General features: G+C 70.4%; 22 protein-coding genes. 17 read left to right on the forward strand and 5 right to left on the reverse strand.

The window, feature by feature from the left end; genetic code table 11:
* The first annotated feature begins 15 nt into the window (after positions 1–15).
* From D7V80_RS15160 to D7V80_RS15220, 13 genes are all read left to right on the forward strand, one after another.
* Complete coding sequence (locus D7V80_RS15160) at positions 16–969, forward strand: lysophospholipid acyltransferase family protein (RefSeq protein ID WP_120588837.1); 954 nt, start codon at positions 16–18, stop codon at positions 967–969.
* A 13-nt stretch (positions 970–982) separates the two neighbouring features.
* A complete protein-coding gene (gene lptC, locus D7V80_RS15165) occupies positions 983–1531 on the forward strand; it encodes an LPS export ABC transporter periplasmic protein LptC (protein ID WP_120588838.1) in 549 nt (182 codons plus the stop codon).
* Positions 1528–2181, forward strand: coding sequence for an LptA/OstA family protein (locus D7V80_RS15170; RefSeq protein WP_120588839.1), 654 nt, complete (start codon positions 1528–1530; stop codon positions 2179–2181). The genes lptC and D7V80_RS15170 overlap by 4 nt, the downstream gene beginning before the upstream one ends.
* A complete protein-coding gene (lptB, locus tag D7V80_RS15175; RefSeq protein WP_120588840.1) occupies positions 2178–2918 on the forward strand; it encodes an LPS export ABC transporter ATP-binding protein in 741 nt (246 codons plus the stop codon). The genes D7V80_RS15170 and lptB overlap by 4 nt, the downstream gene beginning before the upstream one ends.
* A gap of 252 nt (positions 2919–3170) precedes the next feature.
* On the forward strand, positions 3171–4691 hold the full coding sequence (gene rpoN / locus D7V80_RS15180) for an RNA polymerase factor sigma-54 (protein ID WP_120588841.1): 1521 nt from the start codon (positions 3171–3173) through the stop codon (positions 4689–4691).
* Positions 4692–4751: 60 nt separating this feature from the next.
* Complete coding sequence (locus D7V80_RS15185; RefSeq protein WP_120588842.1) at positions 4752–5390, forward strand: GNAT family N-acetyltransferase; 639 nt, start codon at positions 4752–4754, stop codon at positions 5388–5390.
* A gap of 16 nt (positions 5391–5406) precedes the next feature.
* Complete coding sequence (locus D7V80_RS15190; RefSeq protein WP_120588843.1) at positions 5407–6192, forward strand: hypothetical protein; 786 nt, start codon at positions 5407–5409, stop codon at positions 6190–6192.
* A gap of 110 nt (positions 6193–6302) precedes the next feature.
* The gene (locus tag D7V80_RS15195) at positions 6303–7184 is read left to right on the forward strand and encodes an SDR family oxidoreductase (RefSeq protein ID WP_120588844.1); all 882 of its coding nucleotides are present in this window, start codon (positions 6303–6305) and stop codon (positions 7182–7184) included.
* 226 nt (positions 7185–7410) lie between these two features.
* The gene (hpf, locus tag D7V80_RS15200; protein ID WP_120588845.1) at positions 7411–8040 is read left to right on the forward strand and encodes a ribosome hibernation-promoting factor, HPF/YfiA family; all 630 of its coding nucleotides are present in this window, start codon (positions 7411–7413) and stop codon (positions 8038–8040) included.
* Positions 8041–8248: 208 nt separating this feature from the next.
* The gene (locus tag D7V80_RS15205) at positions 8249–8710 is read left to right on the forward strand and encodes a PTS sugar transporter subunit IIA (protein ID WP_120562033.1); all 462 of its coding nucleotides are present in this window, start codon (positions 8249–8251) and stop codon (positions 8708–8710) included.
* A 23-nt stretch (positions 8711–8733) separates the two neighbouring features.
* A complete protein-coding gene (locus tag D7V80_RS15210; RefSeq protein ID WP_120588846.1) occupies positions 8734–9579 on the forward strand; it encodes a hypothetical protein in 846 nt (281 codons plus the stop codon).
* A 91-nt stretch (positions 9580–9670) separates the two neighbouring features.
* Positions 9671–10771, forward strand: a complete 1101-nt coding sequence (locus tag D7V80_RS15215; protein ID WP_120588847.1) for an alpha/beta fold hydrolase — start codon at positions 9671–9673, stop codon at positions 10769–10771.
* A 70-nt stretch (positions 10772–10841) separates the two neighbouring features.
* On the forward strand, positions 10842–11915 hold the full coding sequence (locus D7V80_RS15220; RefSeq protein ID WP_233585370.1) for an alpha/beta fold hydrolase: 1074 nt from the start codon (positions 10842–10844) through the stop codon (positions 11913–11915).
* A 4-nt stretch (positions 11916–11919) separates the two neighbouring features.
* Here the strand turns inward: D7V80_RS15220 and dtd are convergent, their stop codons facing one another.
* Genes dtd through D7V80_RS15240 form a run of 4 tightly spaced genes read right to left on the reverse strand, consistent with a single transcriptional unit; the run spans position 11920 to position 15792 of the window.
* Complete coding sequence (gene dtd, locus D7V80_RS15225) at positions 11920–12381, reverse strand: D-aminoacyl-tRNA deacylase (RefSeq protein ID WP_120588849.1); 462 nt, start codon at positions 12379–12381, stop codon at positions 11920–11922.
* A gap of 53 nt (positions 12382–12434) precedes the next feature.
* Positions 12435–13268 carry an ABC transporter permease gene (locus D7V80_RS15230; protein WP_120588850.1) on the reverse strand — a complete coding sequence of 278 codons (834 nt, stop codon included), beginning with the start codon at positions 13266–13268 and terminating at the stop codon, positions 12435–12437.
* Positions 13265–14179: an ABC transporter permease gene (locus D7V80_RS15235; protein ID WP_199738652.1), complete on the reverse strand. Its 915-nt coding sequence runs from the start codon at positions 14177–14179 to the stop codon at positions 13265–13267. The genes D7V80_RS15230 and D7V80_RS15235 overlap by 4 nt, the downstream gene beginning before the upstream one ends.
* Positions 14176–15792, reverse strand: a complete 1617-nt coding sequence (locus tag D7V80_RS15240) for an ABC transporter substrate-binding protein (protein ID WP_120588851.1) — start codon at positions 15790–15792, stop codon at positions 14176–14178. The genes D7V80_RS15235 and D7V80_RS15240 overlap by 4 nt, the downstream gene beginning before the upstream one ends.
* A gap of 134 nt (positions 15793–15926) precedes the next feature.
* Here D7V80_RS15240 and dacB point away from each other — a divergent pair, with 134 nt between their 5' ends.
* Entirely contained in the window at positions 15927–18164 is a 2238-nt protein-coding gene (gene dacB, locus D7V80_RS15245; protein WP_120588852.1) for a D-alanyl-D-alanine carboxypeptidase/D-alanyl-D-alanine-endopeptidase, read from the forward strand.
* 262 nt (positions 18165–18426) lie between these two features.
* Entirely contained in the window at positions 18427–18930 is a 504-nt protein-coding gene (locus D7V80_RS15250; protein ID WP_014393863.1) for a single-stranded DNA-binding protein, read from the forward strand.
* A 98-nt stretch (positions 18931–19028) separates the two neighbouring features.
* Here D7V80_RS15250 and D7V80_RS15255 read toward each other — a convergent pair whose 3' ends face one another.
* On the reverse strand, positions 19029–19712 hold the full coding sequence (locus D7V80_RS15255; protein WP_120588853.1) for a succinate dehydrogenase: 684 nt from the start codon (positions 19710–19712) through the stop codon (positions 19029–19031).
* Positions 19713–19984: 272 nt separating this feature from the next.
* Here D7V80_RS15255 and D7V80_RS15260 point away from each other — a divergent pair, with 272 nt between their 5' ends.
* Both D7V80_RS15260 and D7V80_RS15265 read left to right on the forward strand, forming a co-directional pair.
* The gene (locus D7V80_RS15260; protein WP_043321052.1) at positions 19985–20878 is read left to right on the forward strand and encodes an Hsp33 family molecular chaperone HslO; all 894 of its coding nucleotides are present in this window, start codon (positions 19985–19987) and stop codon (positions 20876–20878) included.
* Positions 20879–21050: 172 nt separating this feature from the next.
* Positions 21051–21746, forward strand: a complete 696-nt coding sequence (locus tag D7V80_RS15265; RefSeq protein ID WP_120588854.1) for a phosphoribosyltransferase — start codon at positions 21051–21053, stop codon at positions 21744–21746.
* Positions 21747–21752 lie beyond the last annotated feature (6 nt).

Below are 21752 nucleotides of genomic sequence, written 5' to 3' on the forward strand. Positions count from 1 at the left end.
ATATGGAGACGCGTCGTGGAGCGTCCCCCTTTAACAAAGCGCCTCAAGCGTTACCTGCGCTACCTGCTCATCGCCGGGATGTTGCGCCTGCTCCAGTTCCTGCCGCTGGGCACGGCCCGCGCCCTGGGTATGACGCTGGGCGGCTGGGCGTACGCGCTCGCGGGCGGGGAGCGGAGGAAGGCGCTCAAGTCGCTGGCCCGTGCCTTCCCGGAAAGGACCGGGGCGGAGCGTGACGCGCTCGCCCGTGACGCCTTCCGCCATCTGGCCGCCGCGGCCCTGGAGGTCGCCTCCGCGCGGGCGCTGGAGGCCGGGCTGGAGTCCCTGGTGTCCTGGCCGGACGCGGACCGTCAGGTGCTGGAGGCCGCGCTGGCGAAGGGGAAGGGCGTCGTCTTCGTGTCCGGCCACGTGGGCAACTGGGAGCTGCTCGCCCGGCGCGTGGCGAGGGCGGGCTACCCCAGCCAGAGCATCGCGAAGGAGACCAGCGACCCGCGCCTCACCGCGCTGGTGGAGGACTTCCGGGCGAAGGGCGGCGTGCGGAGCATCTGGCGCGGCCAGGAGGGCGCGGCCCGGGCCATGCTCCGCGCGCTGCGCAACGGCGAAATCCTGGGCATCCTCATCGACCAGGACACCAAGGTGCAGTCCGTCTTCGTGCCCTTCTTCGGGGAGCTGGCGGCCACCCCGCGCGCGGCGGCGGACCTGGCGCTGCGCACCGGCGCGGCGGTGGTGGTGGGCTTCTGTCAGCGAGACGGCCAGGGCTACCGGCTCACCATGGAGGAGGTGCCGCACCCGGACGCGGCGGAGCGTGAAGCCGCCGTGCAGGCGCTCACCGCCGCGCTGTCCCAGCGCATCGAGGCGGCCATCCGCCGCGCCCCCGAACAGTGGGTGTGGATGCATCAGCGCTGGAAGACGCGTCCTCCCGAGGACGCTCCCCCGGCCCTCGCCGACGCACCGTCCGCCCCGGCGCGGTGATAAGGAGGGCCTCGTGCCGCGCCTGCTTGCCTTGAGCTTCCTGGGACTCCTCGCCACCGCCTGCGCGCCGCGCCGTCCGGCCCCGGGCGCGAACGAGCCGCGCCCGGACGTGGTGCTGGAGGGCGCGCACCTGCGCTCCTACGAGGGCGGCACGCTCCAGGTCTCCGGCACCGCCTCGCGCGTCAACTACCGGCGCGCGGGCGGCGAGGTGCAGGCCACCGAGGTCGTCGTGCGCCTGCCCCCCGGGAAGGGCGCGCAGGGCTCGCCTGACGGCTCGGGGGCGGACACCCTCATCACCGCGCCGAATATGGACGGCAGCCTCGCGTCCAAGAGGTGGGTGGGGTCGGGCGGTGTCGTCGTGCAGACGGCGGAGGGCCTGGTGGCCAACACCCCCCGGCTGACCTACGACTCGGACGCGCGGCGGGCCCACGGCGACGAGGGCGTGACGATGAGGGGCCCCGACTACCAGATGCGGGCGGACCGCTTCACGCTGTCCTCCGCGGACCAGACGTTCACCTTCGAGGGCACGGTCCAAGCCGTGCTGGGTGGAGCGACGGAGTGATTGAGTTCCTCGTGATGGCGCTGTTCCTGGCCCAGCCCGCGTCCTCCCAGGCCGCCGTGCCCGCACCGGCCGTCGCGCAGGCCGGCCGCCCGGCAGCCCCGGCCCCGCCGAAGCCCGGTGCCCCCGCCGCGCCCGCCGCGAAGCCCTCGGCTCCCGACGCGGGCACTCCGGCCGCTCCGCCGCCCGCGCCGGGCTCGTCGCTGGCGCCCACGGGCCTGCGCAACCCGGTGGACCTGTCCGCGGACCACGTCACCGGCGACCGCAACCAGGCGGTGCTCACCGGCAACGTGGTGGTGAAGCACCAGACCATGGACATCCGCTGCGAGAAGATGACCGGCTACTACAACGCCACCCGCCAGGTGACGCGCGTGGTGTGCGCCGGCAACGTGCGCGCCGTGGACGGCGACCGGCAGGCCCGGGGCGAGCGCGCCGACTACGACGTGCCCTCGGGCGTGCTGGTGGTGACGGGCTCCCCGGAGGCCCGTCAGGGCAACACCTACCTCACCGGCACCAAGGTGCGCCTCGTCCTGGGCAGCGAGCGCCTGGAGGTGGAGAACGCCCGCATCCTCGTGGACTCCCCGTCCACCACCGCCGCCCCTGGCACCCGCAAGAAGGCCCCCGCGCCCAAGGCCCCGGGCACGACGCCATGAGCGACGCGAAGCTCTTCGCCGAAGGGCTCCAGAAGTCCTTCCGCAAGCGACAGGTGGTCCGCGACGTGTCCTTCAACGTCGCACCCGGTGAGGTCGTGGGCCTCTTGGGCCCCAACGGCGCCGGGAAGACGACGAGCTTCAACATGGTGGTGGGCCTGGTGACGCCGGACGCGGGCCGCGTGCGCGTGGGCGACGAGGACCTCACCCACCTGCCCATGCACCGCCGAGCGCGCCGCGGCGTGGGCTACCTGCCGCAGGAGGCCTCCGTCTTCCGCAAGCTCACGGTGCGCGAGAACTTCCTGGCCGTGCTGGAGCTCCAGAAGGGGCTCACCGCCCAGGACCGCAAGCAGCGCGCGGACAGCCTCCTGGAGGAGTTCGGCCTCTCCCACGTCGCCGACTCCTGGGGCGAGACCCTCTCCGGCGGCGAGCGGCGGCGCGCCGAGATCGCCCGCAGCCTCATCCCCGCTCCCCGCTTCATCCTCTTCGACGAGCCCTTCGCCGGCGTGGACCCCATCAACGTGGGCGACCTCCAGCGCCAGATTCACCTCCTGCGCGAGCGGGGCCTGGGCATCCTCATCACCGACCACAACGTCCAGGACACCCTGGGCATCTGCGACCGGGCCTACATCATCGCACAGGGGCAGATCCTGGAAGAGGGCACCCCCGCGCAGATCGCCGGCTCGGCTCGCGCGAGGGCCGTCTACCTGGGAGACCGGTTCCGTCTCCAGGCTCCGTGAAAAGCCGCTCTCCCCGTATGTCTCCAGATGCTCGTGGTGAAGTTGGCCCCGCTTTTGCGTCGACGTCTGAACATCTGCCAGGCGAGCAGGGGTTGCGACAACCTGTCGGATTTCCAGCGGATTTTTGACGCTGCAAATCAGAAACCATGTGCTGGGGCACTGGACGTAGCCGGGGGTCCTTGTTAGGTTGGCACGGTCCTTGATTGGAACCTCCAATCAAGTGGCACGCTAGCCTTCTGGAGACGCCCCCACATGGCGATGGAACTCAAACAGAGCCTGAAGCTCGCCCAGCAGCTGGTGATGACGCCCCAGCTGCAGCAGGCCATCAAGCTCCTCCAGCTCTCGCGAATGGAGCTCCTGGACCAGGTCCGCGAGGAGATGGAGCAGAACCCCCTCCTGGAGCAGCCCGAGGAGGGCATGCCCGGCGAGGTGAGCGAGAAGGAGCCTGGCGAGGCCTCGCTCGAAGCGGACAACACGGAAATCGCGCGCGACGTGGATTTGCCGTCGGCGACGCCGGAGACCGCCCAGGAGTTCAAGGCGGACGGCGAGGGCCCCCCGGAGATTGACTGGGAGTCCTACCTCAACAGCTACCAGTTCAACGAGCCCACCACCGCCTCCAACAAGGGCAACGTGGCCACGGACGACCTGCCGTCGTTCGAAGCCAACATGGTGAAGAAGGAGGACCTGGTCGACCACCTCCAGGAGCAGCTGGGCACGCTGCGGCTCAACGAGGCCGAGCGCCGCGTGGGCGTGCTCATCCTGGGGAACCTGGATGACGACGGCTACCTCAAGCTGCCGGAAGTGGAGGGCGATCCGCTCATCCGCCTGGCCAACGAGGCGGACGTGCCCATGCACGTGGCCGAGCGCACCCTGCGCCGCATCCAGAACCTGGAGCCCCGCGGCTGCGGCGCGCGCGACCTGCAGGAGTGCCTGCTCATCCAGCTACAGGCGATGAAGGACCCGAACGCGGCGCTCCTGGGCCTCATCATCAAGCGGCACATGAAGTACCTGGAGAGCAAGAACCTGCCGGCCATCGCCAAGGACCTCAAGGTCACCTTGGAAGAGGTGGTCGCGGCGGCGAAGCTGCTCCCGAAGCTGGACCCGCGGCCGGGCCGCAACTTCAGCGGGGATGACGCGCAGTACATCACCCCCGACGTCTTCGTCTACAAGCTGGGGGACGACGACTACACCGTGGTCCTCAACGACGACGGCCTGTCCAAGCTGCGCATCTCCGGTATGTACCGGAACGCGCTCAAGACGGGCGCGGTGAGCCCCGGGCAGACGAAGGAGTTCATCCAGGACAAGCTGCGCAGCGCGATGTGGCTCATCCGCTCCATCCACCAGCGGCAGCGGACCATCTACAAGGTCACCGAGAGCATCGTGAAGTTCCAGCGGGACTTCCTGGACAAGGGCATCGCGCACCTGAAGCCGCTCATCCTGCGCGACGTGGCGGAGGACATCGGCATGCACGAGTCCACCGTCAGCCGCGTCACCACCAGCAAGTACGTGCACACGCCGCAGGGCATCTTCGAGCTGAAGTACTTCTTCAACTCGTCCATCGCGCGCGTGTCCGGCGAGGACACGGCCAGCGAGGCCGTGAAGCACCACATCAAGCAGTTGGTGTCGCAGGAAGACCCTCGCAACCCGTACTCGGACCAGAAGATCGTCGAGCTGCTGCGCTCGCAGGGCACCGAAATCGCCCGCCGCACGGTGGCCAAGTACCGCGAGGTGCTGGGCATCCTCCCCAGCAGCAAGCGCAAGAAGTACTTCTGAGCCGGCCTGGAGTCTCACCGGCCCTGCACGCCAGGGCCGGTTTGGGGCATGAAGCGGTCCATGGACCCCGTGCTCCCCACCGATGTCGGCGTTCCCCGCCGTGACCCCGTGCCGCTCGTCGTCCCGCCCGTCACCCTGGAGGGGAGGGCGGTGCGGCTGGAGCCGCTGACGCTTGCGCACGTGCCCGCGCTCGCGGCGGTCTGCGAGCCCGAAATCTTCGCCCACTTCTCGCGCGTGCTGCGCACGGAGGCGGACGTCGCGGACTACGTCGCCAGCGCGCTGAAGGCGGCCGCCGCGGGCACCGAGCGGCCCTTCGCCATCGTCGAACGGGCGAGCGGAGCCGTGGTGGGCACCACGCGCTACCTGGACATCTCCCGCGACTACCGCACGCTCGAGATCGGCTCCACGTGGCTGGCGCGGCGGGCCTGGCGCTCGCGGGTGAACACCGAGTGCAAGTACCTGCTGCTCACGCACGCCTTCGAGTCGCTGGGCGTGATGCGCGTGCAGCTCAAGACGGACAGCCGCAACGCGCGCTCCAGGGCGGCCATCGAGCGCCTGGGTGCTTCCTTCGAGGGCATCCTGCGCAACCACATGCTGGTGCGCGGCGGCGTGGTGCGGGACAGCGCGTACTACGGGTTCATCGACACGGAGTGGCCCGGCGTGAAGGCGCGGCTCGAAGGACTGCTGGCGCGGGAGTGATAGGGTGCCGGCCGCCATGACCCTTCCCGCCCCGAGCCCGCGTCGAACCGTGTCCCGCTTCACCGTCCTGGGGGCGCTCGTGGCGCTCACCGGCTGTGGCGGCGGTGAGACGAAGGTGATGTCGCTGGCGGAGCTCTCCGGCCGCTCGCTCACCTTCGCGCTGGCGGACGTGGACGACGCGGAGACGCCGGACGCGCAGGGCGCGCACCGGGTCACCGTCAGCTACTCGGTGGCGGACGGCCCGTGCTCGCGCTTCGCCGACGACGTGACGGCCACCCTCAACGGCCAGCCCATGACGTTGGTGCCGGGCGGCGCGTCGGACGTGGGCGGGCGCTCGGAGGCGTGTGAGAACAGCCGCGTCTACTTCAACTTCGACCCGGCCGCCTGGGGCCGCGAGCCGGTGGAGGACCTCGTCGTGCAGCTGCAGGACGCCACCAGCACCGTGCGCCTGGTCGTCCAGAACGCCAAGGCCAAGCGCAAGTTCACGTTCCAGGGCGAGGGCACCCCGGACAAGCTGCGCGTGGGGCAGTCCTACGACTTCCTCTGGGAGCCCTCCTCGGAGGTCCCCGGTCCCGTGGAGGCGCTGCTCCTGCGCGAAGGGGGCCGGGCCCCCGGCGAGCTCCCCGTCACACAGGACGGGAACAAGGTCACCGTCTCGATTCCCGCGGCCACCCCGCAGGCGAACCACACGCTGACGCTGGGCGCGGACCTCACGGGGGCCGTGACCGAATGCACGGGCGTGGCGTCGTGCACGGGCGCCATCTTCCACTCGCAGGACTTCGTGCTCTCCGTGGTGCCCTGAGTCATCCGGGTCGCCGGGCGGCGGGCGGGCAGGCGGCCCTCGCGTGATTGCCGCCCCGCGCCAGTGTCTCCACCGTGTGGAAACGCCTTTCCTTCCCACGGAGCGATGACATGGCCCGCAATCCCGATCCCCGCAACGCTGGCCCCAAGCCGCCCTTCCCTGAGCAGACGCAGCCCACTCCCGGCCATGAAGGCCGCATGGAGCCGGAGCCTGACTACGGCGAGCAGTCGTACAAGGGCTTTGGCCGGCTGCAGGACCGCGTCGCGCTGGTGACGGGCGGGGACAGCGGCATTGGCCGCGCGGTGTGCCTGGCCTTCGCGCGCGAGGGCGCGGACGTGGCGTTCGCGTACCTCAACGAAGGCGACGACGCGAACCACACCCGCCGCGTGATTGAAGGCTCCGGACGGCAGGCGCTGGCGCTCGCGGGCGACATGGCGCTGGAGGCCACCTGCAAGCGCATCGTCGAGGACACGGTGAAGAAGTTCGGCCGCATCGACGTGCTCGTGAACAACGCGGCCTACCAGGGCAAGGCGGTGGAGAAGTTCGAGGAGCTGGACGCGGAGCGCGTGGAGCGCACCTTCCGGGTCAACATCCTCGCCATGTTCCACCTGGTGAAGTACGCGCTGCCGCACATGAAGCCGGGCGCGACCATCATCAACACCGCGTCCATCCAGGCGTATCAGCCCTCCGCGGAGATCCTCGACTACGCCGCCACGAAGGGCGCCATCGTCGCCTTCACCAAGGGCCTGTCGCAGGAGCTCATCAGCCGCGGCATCCGCGTCAACGCCGTGGCCCCAGGCCCGGTGTGGACGCCGCTCATCCCGCAGTCCTTCGACGCGGAGAAGGTGAAGGAGTTCGGCAAGAGCTCGCCCACGGGCAGGCCCGCCCAGCCCGCGGAGCTGGCGCCCTCCTACGTGTTCCTCGCGTGTGACGAGTCGCGCTTCGTCAACGGGGACATCCTGGGCGTCACCGGAGGCATGTTGCTGGCCTGAGCGCCACGCACGCGGTGTGGGGGAGGGCTGTCCGGAAAATGAGGCCCGGGTCGGAATCCCCTCACCGTGCCATGCAGCGGACACCAGACGTGTCCTATTGCGGTCGCTTTCGCGAGCGCGGGCCGTGAACGGGAAGTTCCAACCTGGGGGACCGGGTTGCTTTCGGCGTGGGCTCCGTTTCTGATCTGTGACGGAGCTTACCTCTCTCCCTAGGAGGCGGCCACGCATGCAGCTCAACATCACCTTCCGTCAGTTCGGCTCGTCGGATTCCCTCAAGGAGTACGCCCGTGAAAAGGTCGAACGGGTGAACCGACTGCTGGACCGGGCGGGTGAAGCCCACGTGGTGCTGTCGTTGGAGCGGCACCTGCACCATGCGGACATCACCATCCACTCCGGCGCCTGGGTCCTCCGGGGGCGTGAGAAGAGCGATGACATGTACGCGTCCATCGACCTGGCGATGGACAAGATCGAACGGCAGCTGCGCCGCTACCGCGACAAGCTCAAGTCGCACCACGGCAAGGAGAAGGTCCACCACCGCCAGGACCTGGTGAAGGTCCGCCACGACGTCTTCGAGGTCCCCGAGCCGGAGGAGACCGCCGAGGCTTCCGCGCCCGCCGCCCAGGCGCCGGTGGCCGAGTCGGGCGTCGCCCGCCTGGTGCGCACCACGCATCTGGCCATCCAGTCGTTGTCCGTGGACGACGCGGTGATGCAGATGAACCTGATGAACAACGACTTCTACGTGTTCCAGAACCAGCAGTCCCAGGCGCTGTCCATCGTCTACCGCCGCAAGGAGGGTGGGTTCGGCCTCATCGAGCCGCACCTGCCCGCCGCACCGGTGGCCGCCACCGGCACCTGACAGGCAGTCGTCCGTGCTTGGGGACCGGGTCCGGGGCCGTTTCCGGACCCGGGGCCCGGGGCCCGGGGTGTGGGGGACCGGCCCGGGCTGACGCGCAGTGAGCGAAGCGCCTGTCACCGCCCAGGCGACCCTTGCGCGAATCCAGTGTGAGGAGTAATTGCCGGCCGAGGAATCATTGCCGGCCCGGAGCGCCAGTGCGGGAGCGCCATTGAGAATCGCCGATTTCCTCAGCCCCCAGGCGGTCGTCGCGGACATGCAGGCCCGGACGAAAGCGGAGGTGCTGCGCGAGCTGAGTGCCACGTTGGTCCGGGCGCACCCGACGCTGCGCGAGGACCGGCTGGTGGCGGTGCTCCAGGAACGCGAGAAGCTGGGCAGCACGGGCATTGGCGAGGGCGTGGCCATCCCCCACGGCAAGCTGGCGGGCATGGACAGCCTCCAGGCGGCCTTCTGCGTGTCGCGCGCGGGGGTGGACTTCGAGTCCATCGACGGCAAGCCCACGCACCTGTTCTTCGCGCTGGTGGCGCCGGAGAACAGCGCGGGGGTGCACCTGAAGGCGCTGGCGCGCATCTCGCGGCTGTTCAAGAACCCGCGCTTCCGGGCGGCCATCCTCGAGGCGCCCTCGGCCGCGGACATCCACGCCCTCATCGTCCAGGAAGACGCGCGGCCCTGAGGGCCTGATAGGAGACGCCCCGCATGGACGTCGTCCTGCGTCCCATCAACGACCGCTTCTTCCACGAGCAGGTGCTGCCGTTCTTCACGCGCGCCATGGGAGATGCCTCCGGCGCGCTGGAGGCCCTGTCCAACCACCTGGGTGACGCGCAGGCGTTCACGCTCTGCCAGCGGCTGGCCTCGTCGGCGTTGCCGGGGGGCGTGGGCTCGGTGGACTCGGACGGGTGGATGGACCTGGTGGACCGGCTGGTGTTCCAGCCCTGGCGCGAGGCGCCCGGCGGCTGGGAGGTGGGCGGGGCCCCCGGCGGCTACGCGGACGAGTGGGACGAGGCGCTGAACCTGGCGCTGATGGTGGAGGACCCGGCCTATCCCTATTGGGACACGAAGGCGGCGCGCGTGGTGCGGGACAACTTCCGCCGGCGCCCCCCGGGCGAGCAGGGGCTGGCGTCGCTCCTGGCCGGGCAGTGGGACCCCTTCCCGGAGTTCCCGCCGGACCGCGTCTTCGTCACGCAGGGCCGGGGGGAGTACGCGGTCCGCGAGCGGTTCGCCTTCGCGGACTGGGCCTGGCGCCCGGCGAAGACGGTGCTGCACTGGCAGGTGAACCTGCCGCGCAAGCTGGAGCGGCTGCTGACGCGGGAGCAGGAGCGCCTGAAGCTGCCGGTGCTGCCGGAGCGCGACGAGGTGCTGGGGTACTGGACGGGGAAGCTGCCGCAGCCGCCGCCCCTGTCCGTGCTGTTCTCCGGCCTGGGTCCGAACGCGGCCACGTGGATCCGCGAGCTGGGCGCGCTCACGCTGCACCTGCGCACCGCCGCGCAGACGAAGCAGGGGCTGGCCGCGCTGGTGACGCGCGGGACTACCGTGCGGCTGTGAGCCGCTAGGTTTCCTCCGCAATGGAGCGCCGGTCCTCGCCGTAGGCTCTCCATCCGATGGCGGCCCACCGAGGGCCCGGAGGAATCCACCCATGTCCCTCTCCTCGCGCTGTTCCTTCCGCGCCGTGCTCCTGAGCTCCGTGGCACTGCTGACGGGTGGCTGTGCCTCTTCGCACGGCGCCGGACAGGCCGCGGCGCCCGCCACCGCGTCGACCTACGAGAGGGACCGGGTCCATGCCGTGGGGCTCGGGTCGCTGACCGTGGAGGACACCGTGCGGCACCGCTCGCTGAAGGCGGTGCTCTGGTATCCGGCGGCGCCCGGCACGCGGATGGAGTCGCAGGCGACGTCGCCCATCTTCGCGCCCTTCCTCGCCGCGAAGGACGCGCCGGTGTCGGACGCACGGGAGCGCTGGCCGGTGGTGTTGCTGTCACATGGTAGCGGCGGGACGGCCATCAACATGTCCTGGCTCGGCGCGCACCTGGCGGCGCATGGGTTCCTCGTCGTGTCGGTGAACCACCCGGGCAACACCTACGGGGACGACAGCCCGGAGGGCTACGCGCGCGGCTATGAGCGGCCCCGGGACTTCTCGGTCCTGCTCGACCACCTGCTGAAGGATTCGAAGTGGGGCCCGCGCATGGATCCGGAGCGCATTGGCGCGGCGGGGCACTCCATGGGGGGCTACACGGCGCTGGCGCTGGTGGGCGCGCGCCTGAACTTGCAGTGGATCGCCGAGGGCTGCACCGCGCCGGAGACCCGCGACCATGTGGGCTGCGAGGGCCTGCGGGACGTGGACTACAGCCGCATCGACATGAAGGTCGCGCGAGCGTCGTACCGGGACCCGCGCGTGAAGTCGGCCTTCGCGATGGCGCCGGGCATGGCGGGCTCCTACGAGGCCCGGGACTTGAAGGACATCCATGCGGAGGTGGGGCTGGTGCTCGCGAAGGGCGACGAGCTGATGCCGCACGAACTCATGGGCATGAAGCTGGCGAGGCAGCTGCCTGCCGCGTCCACGAGGACGCTGGTGCTGGACGACGCGGGGCACTTCACCTTCCTCCCCGAGTGCAGGCCGCTGGGCTTCGAGGTCGCGCCCCCGCTGTGCCGGGACGCGGTCGCCGGGACGCGCGCGGCCTCGCATGAGAACACGAAGATGCAGGCCGTGGAGTTCTTCCGACGCACGCTGGACGTCCGCTGAGCAGTTCCAGGGTTCCCTTGCTCCGCTGTTCCCGGCCATGCTCCGGGCCATGTTCCGTTTGCGCTCTCCGATGGGTCCCGTCCTCCTCGTCTCCGCGCTGCTGACGGGCGGCTGTTCTTCCTCGAAGAAAGCGGAGGCTCCGCGCACGGACCACACGTCGCTCTACGGAGCGGACGCGGCCTACGCGGTGGGAGTCACGCAGTCGCTGACGTACAAGGACTCGGTCCGCCGCCGCACCCTGAAGCCGGTGGTCTGGTACCCGGTGGCCCCCGGCACGCCGATGGACAACCGCGCGCCGTCGGACCTGTTCAAGCCCTTCTACGGCGCGAAGGACGCCCCGCTATCGGACGCGCGGGTGCGCTGGCCGGTGGTGCTGCTGTCACACGGGAGCGGCGGCTCGGTGATGGACCTGGCCTGGTTCGGTGCGAACCTGGCGGCGCATGGCTTCGTCGTGGTGGGGCTGAACCACCCGGGCAACACCTTCGGCGACACGAGCCCGGAGGGCTTCGCGCGCGCCTACGAACGCCCGCAGGACTTCACGGTCATCCTGGACCACCTGCTGAAGGATCCGAAGTGGGGCCCGCGCATGGATGCGGAGCGCATCGGAGCGGCGGGGCACTCCATGGGTGGCTACACGGCGCTGGCGCTGGTGGGGCTGAACCTGAACCTGGAGTGGATCGAGAAGCGCTGCAAGACGCCGGGAACCAAGGAAGAGATTGGCTGCGAAGGCCTGCGCGACGTGGACTACAGCCGCATCGACATGAAGCACGCGCGAGCGTCGTATCTGGATCCGCGAGTGAAGGCCGCGTTCGCGATGGCGCCGGGCATGGCAGCCTCCTTCGAGGCGCGCGACACCGCTGACGTCCAGAAGCCGGTGGCGCTGGTGCTCGCGAAGGGCGATGAGCTGATGCCGCACGAAGGGCACGGCATGCACCTGGCGGGGCTGCTGCCCCCCGCGACCACGACGACGGTGGTCCTGGACGACGCGGGCCACTTCAGCTTCCTGCCCGAGTGCTACCCGAAGGGCTTCGATGTCATCGCGATGCTGTGCAGCGACCCGGTGAAGGGGACGCGCGCGGCCTCGCACGCGCGCACGAACGCGGAGGGCGTGGCCTTCTTCCGCCGCACGCTGGACGTGCACTGAGGCTTCAGGCCGGAGGCGCGGCCTTCGGCGGGCTCTCCAGCAGGATGGTGACGGGCCCGTCGTTGACGAGCGCGACCTTCATGTCCGCGGCGAAGATGCCGGTGCCCACGGTGAGGCCGCGCTGGCGCAGCGCTTCGCAGGTGCGCTCGTAGAGGGCCTTGGCCGCGACGGGCTCCATCGCGTCGATGAAGCTGGGCCGGCGGCCCTTGCGCGCGTCGCCGTAGAGCGTGAACTGGCTCACGACGATGAGGTGCTTGGAGGTGTCCTCCAGCGACAGGTTCATCTTGCCGTCGGCGTCCTCGAAGATGCGCAGCGTGGCCAGCTTCTCCACCATCCACGTCATGTCCGCGTCGGTGTCGCCCTTGCCCACGCCCAGCAGCACGAGCAGGCCCGGGCCCATCTCGCTCACCCGCTGTCCGTCCACCGTCACCGACGCTTCCAGGACCCGCTGCACCACGGCCTTCATGTCTTCGTCACCTCCGTCCCTGCTTCCTGCCAGGGACGCCCGGGGCCTTCAAGTCACCGGCCTTCGTGGCGTGGATCCATCGCGTCGCGCAGCGCATCGCCCAGCAGGTTGAAGCCCAGCACGGTGACCGCCAGCGCGATACCGGGGAAGAGGGCCACGTGCGGAGCCACCAGCAGGTACTGCGTCCCCTGGTCCACCAGCGCCCCCCACGACGGCGTACCCGGCGGGACGCCCAGTCCCAGGAAGCTCAAGGACGCCTCCGCGACGATGGCGCCCGGCAGCGCGAACGTCGCCTGCACGAGCAGGGGCCCCGCCGCGTTGGGCAGGATGTGCCGCACGAGGATGCGGCCCGGTCCACTGCCCAGCGCCCGAGCAGCCTGCACGTAGTCGCGCTCGCGAAGGGTGAGCACCTGCCCGCGCGTCAGCCGCGCGTAGCCCGTCCACCCGGTGAAGGACAGGGCGAACACCACGTTGGCGAGGCTGGGGCCCAGCACCGCGGTGATGAACAGCGCCAGCAGGATGCCCGGGAACGCGAGCAGCACGTCCACCAGCCGCATCAGCGCTTCGTCCACGAGCCCGCCCGCGTATCCCGCGATTCCGCCCAGCGTGATGCCCACTGCGGCGGACAGCACCACGGCGAAGAAGGACACCTCCAGTGACACGCGCGCGCCGTACAGCACGTGCGTGAGCACGTCGATGCCGTTCTCCCCCGTGCCCAGCAGGTGGCCGGACGTCGGGGGCGACAGCTCGCGCGTGAGGTCGATGGCGTCCGGCGCGTGGGGGCTGAGCCACGGCGCGAACAGCGCGGTGAACACCCAGACGCACGCCACGGCGAACCCGAACCGGGCGCCCCACGAGTGCAACCGGAAGCGATGGGCCGCGCTCATGACCGCCTCCGCACGCGCGGGTCGACCCACGCATACGCCAGGCCGGTGAGCGTGTTGACCACGACGTAGCAGAAGGTGAAGAGGAGCACCGTGGCGCGCACGGTGTTGTAGTCGCGCTTCTCGATGGCGGTGAGCAGCAGCGTGCCCATGCCCGGCCACGCGAACACCTTCTCCGTCACGATGGCGCCGCCCAACAGCGCGCCGAACTCCAGGCCCAGCACGGTCACCAGCGGCAGCAGCGCGTTGCGGAACGCGTGCTTCCACAGCACCACGCGGGGCGACAGGCCCTTGGCCCGGGCCACCGTGACGTAGTCCTCGCGCAGCGCTTCCAGCATCGTCGCGCGCGTCATCCGGGCGAGGAACGCGGCCAGCGCGGTGCCCAGCGTGAACGCGGGCAGCACCAGGTGCCGCCACGACTCCGCGCCCGACACGGGCAGCCAGTCCAGCTTCAGCGCGAAGACGATGATCAGCACCGGGCCCAGCCAGAAGCGGGGCAGGGCGACTCCCGCCACGGACACGCCCATCGCCGCCGCGTCCACGGGCGTCCCTCGCCGCGCCGCCGCCATCACGCCCAGGGGCAGCGCCAGCACCAGGGACACGGCCATGGCCGACACCGTGAGCAGCAGCGTGTACGGCAGCGCCGCGCCCAGGGCCGGAAGCACCTTGCGCTGGAACGGAGGCAGCGACGTGCGCAGCTCTCCGGTGGTCAGGTCGCGAGCGAACGTCCAGAGCTGCGCGTACCACGGCAGGTCCAACCCCACGGCCCGCCGCAGCGCCGCGCGGTCCACCTGCGTCGCCTGCTCCCCCAGCATCACGTCCACCGGGTCCCCAGGCACGAGGTGCAGGAACAGCGACACCAGCAGCAGCGCCCCCACCATCGCGATGACCGCGGACACGAGCCTCCGCGTCACGGCGTGCCCCCACGCTCGGGCGTCACTTCCCGCGCCTTCGCCAGCGGCAGCAGCAGGCCGTGCGCGCTGGGCTCGAAGTCCGCGAGCCGCGAGGACACCACCGCGACACTGGCCTCGTGCCACAGCGGGATGACGGGCATGTCCGCGTCCAGCTCCCGCTGCGCCTCCGCGTACAGCGTCTTCCGCTCCTCCCGAGACGCCTGCGTCGCCGCTTCCAGCACGCGGTCCAGCTTCGGGTCCTTCAAGGCTCCGCGGTTGAACCCGCCCCAGTGGTTCTCCGGCCCGGGGATGTTCGCGGAATGGAACGCGCCCCGGAGCAGGTCCGGCTCCATCACCGCGGCCCACTTCAACGTGAACAGCTCGAAGCGTCCCCGGCGCACGTCCTCGAAGAACGTCCCGAACTCCAGCGCCCGCACCTCCACCGCGATACCGCCCTTCGCCAGTTGCTCCTTGAGCACCAGCGCCACCGCGCGCCGGAAGCGATCCGTGCTCGTCTTGAAGGTGAAGGACAAGCGCGGCTGTCCCCCGGGCCCGTCTGGATCCGGATACCCCGCCGCGTCCAGCAGCCGGGCCGCCTCCTCCGGCGCGTAGCCGCAGCCCGGTGTCTGCGTGAAGGCCCAGTGCTCGCGAGGCAGCATGCTGGACGCGGGCTCCGCCAGCCCGTGCAGCTTGTGCTCCACCAGCGGGCGCACGTCGATGAGGTGACACAGCGCCTGGCGCACGCGCACGTCCGCGAGCGGCCCTTCGCGCAGGTTGATGCCCAGGTACGTGAAGCCCGTGCCCGGCTTCGTCACCACGCGCAGGTGGGGCGACTTGCGCAGCGCGGGCAGCACCGCCGGGGACACGTTGTTCACCACCAGGTCCGCGCGGCCCTTGAGCAGCTCCAGCACCCGCGTCGTCTCGTCCCGCACCACCCGGAACGTCAGCCTCGACACGGCGGGCCTGCCTCCATGCCAGCCCTCGAAGGGGACCAGCGTCAGGTGCTCCTCGTCCGGCCATGACTCGAACCGGAACGGCCCCGCGCCCACCGGGTGCGTTCCCTGCGCCTCGATGCCTCCGGGCCCCACGCGCTCCGAGGGCAGGATGGCCGCGGACAGCTCCGCGAGCAGCGGCGCATAGGGCCGCTTCAGGTGGAAGCGCACCGTGCGGGCGTCCACCACCTCCACCCGCTCCACCGGCTCGTACCGCTCGCGCTTGGGACTGCCCAGCTTCGGGTCTCGCAGGGCGTCGAAGGTGGCCTTCACGTCCTCGGCGGTGAGGGCGCTCCCGTCGTGGAAGGTCAGCCCGGGACGGAGGACGAACTCCACCACCGTGGGCGAGACCTCCCGGAAGGACTCCGCCAGCTGGGGCACGGGCCGGCTCGAGTCATCGAAGGTGAGCAGCCCCGGGCTGACGAGCTGCGCCAGCCGCTGTCCATGGGCCGTGAGGGCGAAGCGATCGTCCAGGCTGTCCGGTGGGGCCTCCAACAACACCGTGATGCCCGCCGGAGGCGCCGGGTCGCGGCAGCCGGAGTCAAGCGCCAGCGCCAGCGCGATGAAGAACACCCGGGCGGCGCGGGAGGGCAGGGGAGGCATGGCGTCTGTCACGAGGTGGATGTCAGGCGGGACGTCCATGCTGCGACAGGCTTCTTCCTGTTTCCAGGAAGCAGGCAGGCGTGCAGGGTAACGGCCGCCGTGGATCCTCCCCCCACCCTTGCCGCCCCTTTCGTCCCTTCTTCATAATGGATCGCGACTTCCCTGGAGCGTGCGTGCAGCTTTTTCGAACCAGACCCTTCTGGGCAGCGACCGCCATTGCCTTGTGGCTCCCTTCCGCCACCCTGGCCGCGTCGCCGTCCGCCGAGAAAAAGGCTGAACGCGAGGCGCTGAAGAACGCGCTCGTGCAGGTGATGCAACGCACCGCGCTCAAGAGCAGCCGTGTCGGCGTCCACATGCAGAGCCTGGACGACGGCACCGTGGTGTTCAGCCACAACGCGGACGAACTGCTCAACCCCGCCTCCAACGTGAAGCTCGTCACGTCCTCCGCGGCGCTCGTCGCCCTGGGGCCGGAGTTCCGCTACGAGACGGAGTTCCTGGTCGACCAGGAGCTGCCCGCCGACGGCAAGGTCAAGACGCTCTACGTGCGCGGCAAGGGTGACCCCACCGTCACCACCGAGCGCCTCTATGGCATGACCTCCGAGCTGCTCCACGCGGGCCTCAAGGAGGTGCAGGACATCATCGTGGACGACTCCTGGTTCGACGCCGAGCGCACCCCGCCCGGCTACGACCAGGAGGACTCCGACCGCGCGTACATGGCGCCCACCGGCGCGGTGAGCCTCAACTGGAACGCGGTCGCCGTCTACGTGCGCGCCGCTCCCGGCGGCAAGGCCGCGGTGGACATGGAGCCGCCCAGCGACTTCTTCGTCGTGGACAGCTCCGTCACCAGCGGCCCCGGCCGTGCCCGGCGCGTGTCCGTGAAGTCCGACGCGTACGGCGACAAGCAGAAGGTCGTCGTCAAGGGCCAGGTCCCCGACGAGCGCGGCGCCGTCAGCGTCTGGAAGAAGATCGACAACCCGCCCATGTACTTCGGCTACACGCTGAAGCAGCTGCTCACCTCGCGCGGCGTGAAGGTGAAGGGCAAGGTGAAGCTGGGCCTGGCGCCTTCGCGCGCGAAGGTCGTGCACGTGGCCCAGTCGGACACGTTCGACATCGTCCTCAAGCGCCTCAACAAGCTGTCCAGCAACTTCGTCGCGGAGACGCTCCTCAAGACGATGGGCGCGGAGCTGCGCGGACAGCCGGGCTCGTTCACCAAGGGCGTCGACGTGGTGGAGGAGTTCCTGGACCGCGACGTGGGCATCCCGCGCGGCACCTACGTGATGAAGAACGGCAGCGGTCTCAACGACGCCAACCGCTTCTCCACCGCGCAGATGGACCGGCTCCTGCGCCACATGTACGAGCGCTTCCCGCTGGCCCCGGAGTACCTGTCCTCGCTGGGCATCGCCGGCAAGGACGGCACGCTCAAGTACCGCTTCGACGGCACGGACGCCGTGGGCCGCCTGCGCGCCAAGACGGGCACCTTGGAGGGCGTCTCCGCGCTCAGCGGCTACGTGCAGTCCGCGGGCGGAGAGAAGTTCTCCTTCTCCATCATGGTCAATGACTACGCGGGCCGCGCCGGTCCCGTCGTCGCGGGCATGGACGCGCTGGGCGCCGCCGTGGCCGCCACCGGCTCCACGCTGGGGCCGGGCACCGCGCTGGCCAACCTCAATGAGGGCCAGAAGCCGCAGGGCGGCCTGCCGGACATCGCCAACCGCGTGAAGACCTACCTGGAGCTGGGCAAGCAGCGCGATCAACGCAACATCGGCTTCCTGCGCACCGCGTGGCGCAGCGAGCGCGACCCCGCCGTGCGCGCCGTGCTGGCGGAGAGCCTCTACCAGTCCAACCCGCACGACTACCTGGGCACCCGCACGCTGCTGGACAGCTACTCCGCCACGGATGACGTCTACGGCCGCCTGCGCCAGGTGGCCCACGCCCTGTCCGTGGGCGTGCCCGGCGTGAGCAGCATGGTGGAGCTGGCCTCCGGCGGAAACACGGAGGCCCTGGCCCGCGTGATGGAGCTGTGCCGCGCGGCCGGCGCCGCCCGTGACGTGGAGGCGCAGGACGAACTGGCGGACGGCCTGGGCGAGGTGGCCCGCACGGCCCCCGAGGAGCTGGTCGTCGCCCTGCGCACCGCCAGCACCGTGGAGCGCGACGCGACCGTGCCGCTCCTGGCCCAGGGGCTGGTGAAGGCCGGGGACACCACCCACCCGTTCTGGAAGTCCCTGCGCAAGCTGGGCGCCGGCGGGACGGACCCGCAGCTCGTCGCCTTCGCCAAGGGACTGGACTCCACCCTCACCACCAAGACGGCCGAGGCCCGGACCTCCCAGCGCGCCCAGCCCGTCCAGGTGGTCGCGCCGGCTTCCGCCACGCCCAACGTGGTCCCTGCCTCCGGCGTCCTCCGCCCGGGCGGGTAGGCTTCTTCCGCCGCGCCCTTCCGCCCGGACGTCCCCGTCCGGGCGGGCTGTCCCCCCAGCCGGCTCCCGGCACCTCCCAACACCTCGGAATCCTTGAAGCCTCCCGCCTGGGAAGCAGGCGGGCGTGCGTCCCGGGCGCCCCCGGTCGTTTAGTGGCCCGGGGAATGTCAGTGGTGGATGCTATGGGCTGAAGGACCTGTCGGGGCGTGTGGCCTCGCAGGTTTGTTCCTGGCCCTAGAGGGGTCAGGTATCGGGAGGAAACATGGCTGGAGGCGTGAACAAGGTCATTCTCATCGGCAACCTCGGGGCGGACCCCGAAGTGCGCTTCACCCCGGGCGGTCAGGCCGTGGCGAACTTCCGCATCGCGACGAGCGAGAGCTGGAACGACAAGAACGGCCAGAAGCAGGAGCGCACCGAGTGGCACCGCATCGTCGTCTGGGGAAAGCTCGCGGAGCTGTGCGGCGAGTACCTCAAGAAGGGACGGCAGTGCTTCGTCGAAGGCCGTCTGCAGACGCGCGAGTGGATGGATAAGGAGAACAAGAAGAACTACACCACCGAGGTCGTCGCCACCTCCGTCACCTTCCTCGGCGGCCGTGACGCCGGTGAGGGCTACAGCGGCGGCAATGGCGGTGGTCGCCGGCAGCAGCAGGGCAACGGCGGCTACTCGCAGGGGCGTGACGACTACGGCCAGCCGCCGCCTCCCATGGATGACGGTGGCGGCATGGGCGGCAACCACGGCGGCGCGGACGACGACATCCCGTTCTAACGCCCGGGGGCCATCCCCCTGAAAAGCGAACCGGCCGCTCCTGGACATCAGGGGCGGCCGGTCGTGTTTCCAGGCTCCGGAGCTGCTTCAAGCCTGCTTCAGCCGACGTCCATGCCCGCCGGGCCGTACGCCGCGCCCGCCGTGTAGAGGGCGTAGATGGCGCCCCAGGACATGGCCAGCAGGATGAGGAAGATGAGGATGGAGACGGGCTCGAAGCGGCGCATGGAGCGGTCGCTCGCGAGGATGCCCCAGCCCATGCCGAAGGTCTGCAGGCCGTTGGCCAGGTGGTACGCGGTGCCCAGCGTGCCCAGCAGGTAAACCATCAGCGTGGGGCCGTGGTAGTGCATCTCCCGCGCGATATCCATGAAGGGCTCCGCGTGGCCCTCCATCAGGCGCGGCTGCAGGAAGGCCAGCCAGATGTGGGCGCCCAGGAACGCGAGCACGCCCAGGCCCGCCACGCGCTGCACGATGTACTTGAGGTTGCCGTAGTTGTTGTAGGCGAGGTTGTTGGGCTTCATGGTGAAGATGCGCACCAGCCCCCACGCCGTGTGGATGAGCAGCGGCAGCATGACGATGATGAACGTGAACGCCTGGGCGAACGGGTTCGCGTACTCCGTCACCGACTTTTCCCAGGCCGTCGCGCCGTAGAAGGCGGACAGGTTGTCCCACAGATGGTTGATGACCCAGATGCTCAGGGGCACCACGGCGAGGAACGACCCCAGTCGCGACTTCAAGAGGGGGTTCCGGTCGGTGAGGGCTTCGGCGGCGGCTTGGGTGCTCATCGAGTCTCCAGCGGGGCGCGCGGATGGGTGGGGTGAAGACCCCCGCGAGCCCAAGTCAGGGCCTGGGTGATACGGCCTTCCAGCGGTTTATAGCCGTTCCGTCACGCGGGCTGGATTTCTTCCGCACCCGCCCGTGCCAGCCGGGGAACACCGACTCATAAGCCCTGGCGATGCCAGCCCCCCGCCCTGACTGCTGGCCGCCAGGCGGGCGTCCCGTCTTCGCCCCTCTTCCGTTGGCGGGCGCGAACGGGTGGGGCACGCTAACCAGCCCTATGCCTGATGAGCTTGTCAGTGGATTGTTGAAGGCGTCGGACCTGCGCCTGGTGCTCGCCACCACCGGAGACCTGTCCCGCCAGGCCCGCGCCACGCACCAGAGCATGCCGGCCTCCGCCGCGCTCCTGTCCCAGGGCCTCACCGCCGCCGCCCTCATGGGGTCGCTCCGCAAGGGCACGGACTCCCGGATCAACCTGCAACTGGAGTGCGACGGCCCCCTGCGCGGCCTCTTCGTGGACGGCGACGCGAACGGCGTCGTGCGCGGCTACGTGAAGAACACCCTGGTGGAGTACACCGGCTCGGAGGGGCGCTATCACTGGCGCCCGGTGCTGGGGAACCAGGGCTTCCTGTCCGTGCTGCGCGACCAGGGCGGCGGGGAGTACTACCGCTCGTCCGTGGAGCTGGAGCACTTCGACCTGGTGGCGGACCTGGAGCGCTACTTCCACCAGTCGGATCAGGTGCCCTCGCATCTGATGGTGGCGCAGCTGCCCGGCCTGGTGGACGGCCAGGAGGATCCGCTCGCCACCGTGGTGGGCCTGCTCGTGCAGCCCCTGCCCAACGGGGACCGGGACGCCTTCAAGGCGCTGGGCACCCGGCTCAAGGCGCAGTTCCAGACGGCCGTGCAGGCGCACGCGCAGGACGGTGCGGCGACACTCCTGCGCTCGCTCGTGCCGGAGGCGGACCTGGAAATCATGTCGCGCTACCCGCTGCGCTTCACCTGCTCGTGCAGCCGCGACCGCGTGAAGCTCGCGCTGCTCGCCATGGGCCGCGAGGAGCTGAAAGACCTGCTGGAGAAGGAAGGCCAGGCGGAGGCCACCTGCCAGTTCTGCACGACGCGCTATGTCATCCCCGGCGCGGAGATCCAGCAGATGCTCACCGAGGGCAGCGCCTGACGTGGGGCGCCCCGGCGCCAGGCCTTGGCGCCGTTGTTCTGAAGACAGACATTTCCCGGTGACCGGGGATGATTCAGCGCTTCACATCATCCGGAGGAGCACGCGCGGCGGTTGTGGCGGGGTCGCGGTGCTCGGGATATGACAGGGCCGCACCTCACCCGGAGCTTTCGCCGTGGCCATCAAGCGGGCAGCGCCGCCGAAGTCCCAGGACCAGCGCAACCCTTCCCCGAAGTCTTCCGTGCCCTCCGCCGCCCAGAAGGACGGGGCGGAGAAGCTCGTCTCCATTCCCAATGACATGGTGCTGGCGCCCCAGGTGGAGGCCCCGCGCCAACCCACCGGCCGCGACCAGTCCCGGCACAAGTCCACCGGCGTGGTGGAGCTGTCGTGGGCGGAGTTCGACCGGAAGGTGCAGCAGCTGGCGCGCACCATCCGGCAGGCGTGGGAGCCGCAGGCGGTGGTGGGCGTGGCCCACGGCGGCGTGTTCGTGGGCGGGGCGCTCGCGGGCGCGCTCGGCTGCGAGTTCTTCCCCGTGCGCATCAGCCGCCGCAGCCGCGACAAGGCCGAGCGCCCCCAGGAGCGCGGCCAGCCGCAGGTGAGCGGGGAGATGCCCCCGGAGCTCAAGGGCCGCCGCGTGCTCATCGTGGACGACATCGCCTCCAGCGGGGACACGCTGGAGCTGGCCACGGCGCTCGCGAAGAAGGTGGGCGCGAAGGAGATCCGCACCGCGTGCCTGATTGCGCGGCCGGAGGGCTTCACGCCGGACCACGTGGGGCTGTCCACGGACTCGCTCTTCGTCTTCCCGTGGGACTACCAGCCGGTGATGGGCGACGCGCACCTCGACGACGACCCGGACAAGGCTGGGGCCTGAGCCCCG

The organism is Corallococcus sp. CA054B (assembly GCF_003611625.1).
Classification (GTDB): domain Bacteria; phylum Myxococcota; class Myxococcia; order Myxococcales; family Myxococcaceae; genus Corallococcus; species Corallococcus coralloides.

Excerpts from the sequence above, each read along its gene's own strand:
- lptB (WP_120588840.1), top strand. The coding sequence starts at position 2,178 with ATGAGCGACGCGAAGCTCTTCGCCGAAGGGCTCCAGAAGTCCTTCCGC.
- rpoN (WP_120588841.1), top strand. The coding sequence starts at position 3,171 with ATGGCGATGGAACTCAAACAGAGCCTGAAGCTCGCCCAGCAGCTGGTG.
- D7V80_RS15185 (WP_120588842.1), top strand. The coding sequence starts at position 4,752 with ATGGACCCCGTGCTCCCCACCGATGTCGGCGTTCCCCGCCGTGACCCC.
- D7V80_RS15190 (WP_120588843.1), top strand. The coding sequence starts at position 5,407 with ATGACCCTTCCCGCCCCGAGCCCGCGTCGAACCGTGTCCCGCTTCACC.
- D7V80_RS15195 (WP_120588844.1), top strand. The coding sequence starts at position 6,303 with ATGGCCCGCAATCCCGATCCCCGCAACGCTGGCCCCAAGCCGCCCTTC.
- hpf (WP_120588845.1), top strand. The coding sequence starts at position 7,411 with ATGCAGCTCAACATCACCTTCCGTCAGTTCGGCTCGTCGGATTCCCTC.
- D7V80_RS15210 (WP_120588846.1), top strand. The coding sequence starts at position 8,734 with ATGGACGTCGTCCTGCGTCCCATCAACGACCGCTTCTTCCACGAGCAG.
- D7V80_RS15215 (WP_120588847.1), top strand. The coding sequence starts at position 9,671 with ATGTCCCTCTCCTCGCGCTGTTCCTTCCGCGCCGTGCTCCTGAGCTCC.
- D7V80_RS15220 (WP_233585370.1), top strand. The coding sequence starts at position 10,842 with ATGGGTCCCGTCCTCCTCGTCTCCGCGCTGCTGACGGGCGGCTGTTCT.
- dtd (WP_120588849.1), bottom strand. The coding sequence starts at position 12,381 with ATGAAGGCCGTGGTGCAGCGGGTCCTGGAAGCGTCGGTGACGGTGGAC.
- D7V80_RS15230 (WP_120588850.1), bottom strand. The coding sequence starts at position 13,268 with ATGAGCGCGGCCCATCGCTTCCGGTTGCACTCGTGGGGCGCCCGGTTC.
- D7V80_RS15240 (WP_120588851.1), bottom strand. The coding sequence starts at position 15,792 with ATGGACGTCCCGCCTGACATCCACCTCGTGACAGACGCCATGCCTCCC.
- D7V80_RS15250 (WP_014393863.1), top strand. The coding sequence starts at position 18,427 with ATGGCTGGAGGCGTGAACAAGGTCATTCTCATCGGCAACCTCGGGGCG.
- D7V80_RS15255 (WP_120588853.1), bottom strand. The coding sequence starts at position 19,712 with ATGAGCACCCAAGCCGCCGCCGAAGCCCTCACCGACCGGAACCCCCTC.
- D7V80_RS15260 (WP_043321052.1), top strand. The coding sequence starts at position 19,985 with ATGCCTGATGAGCTTGTCAGTGGATTGTTGAAGGCGTCGGACCTGCGC.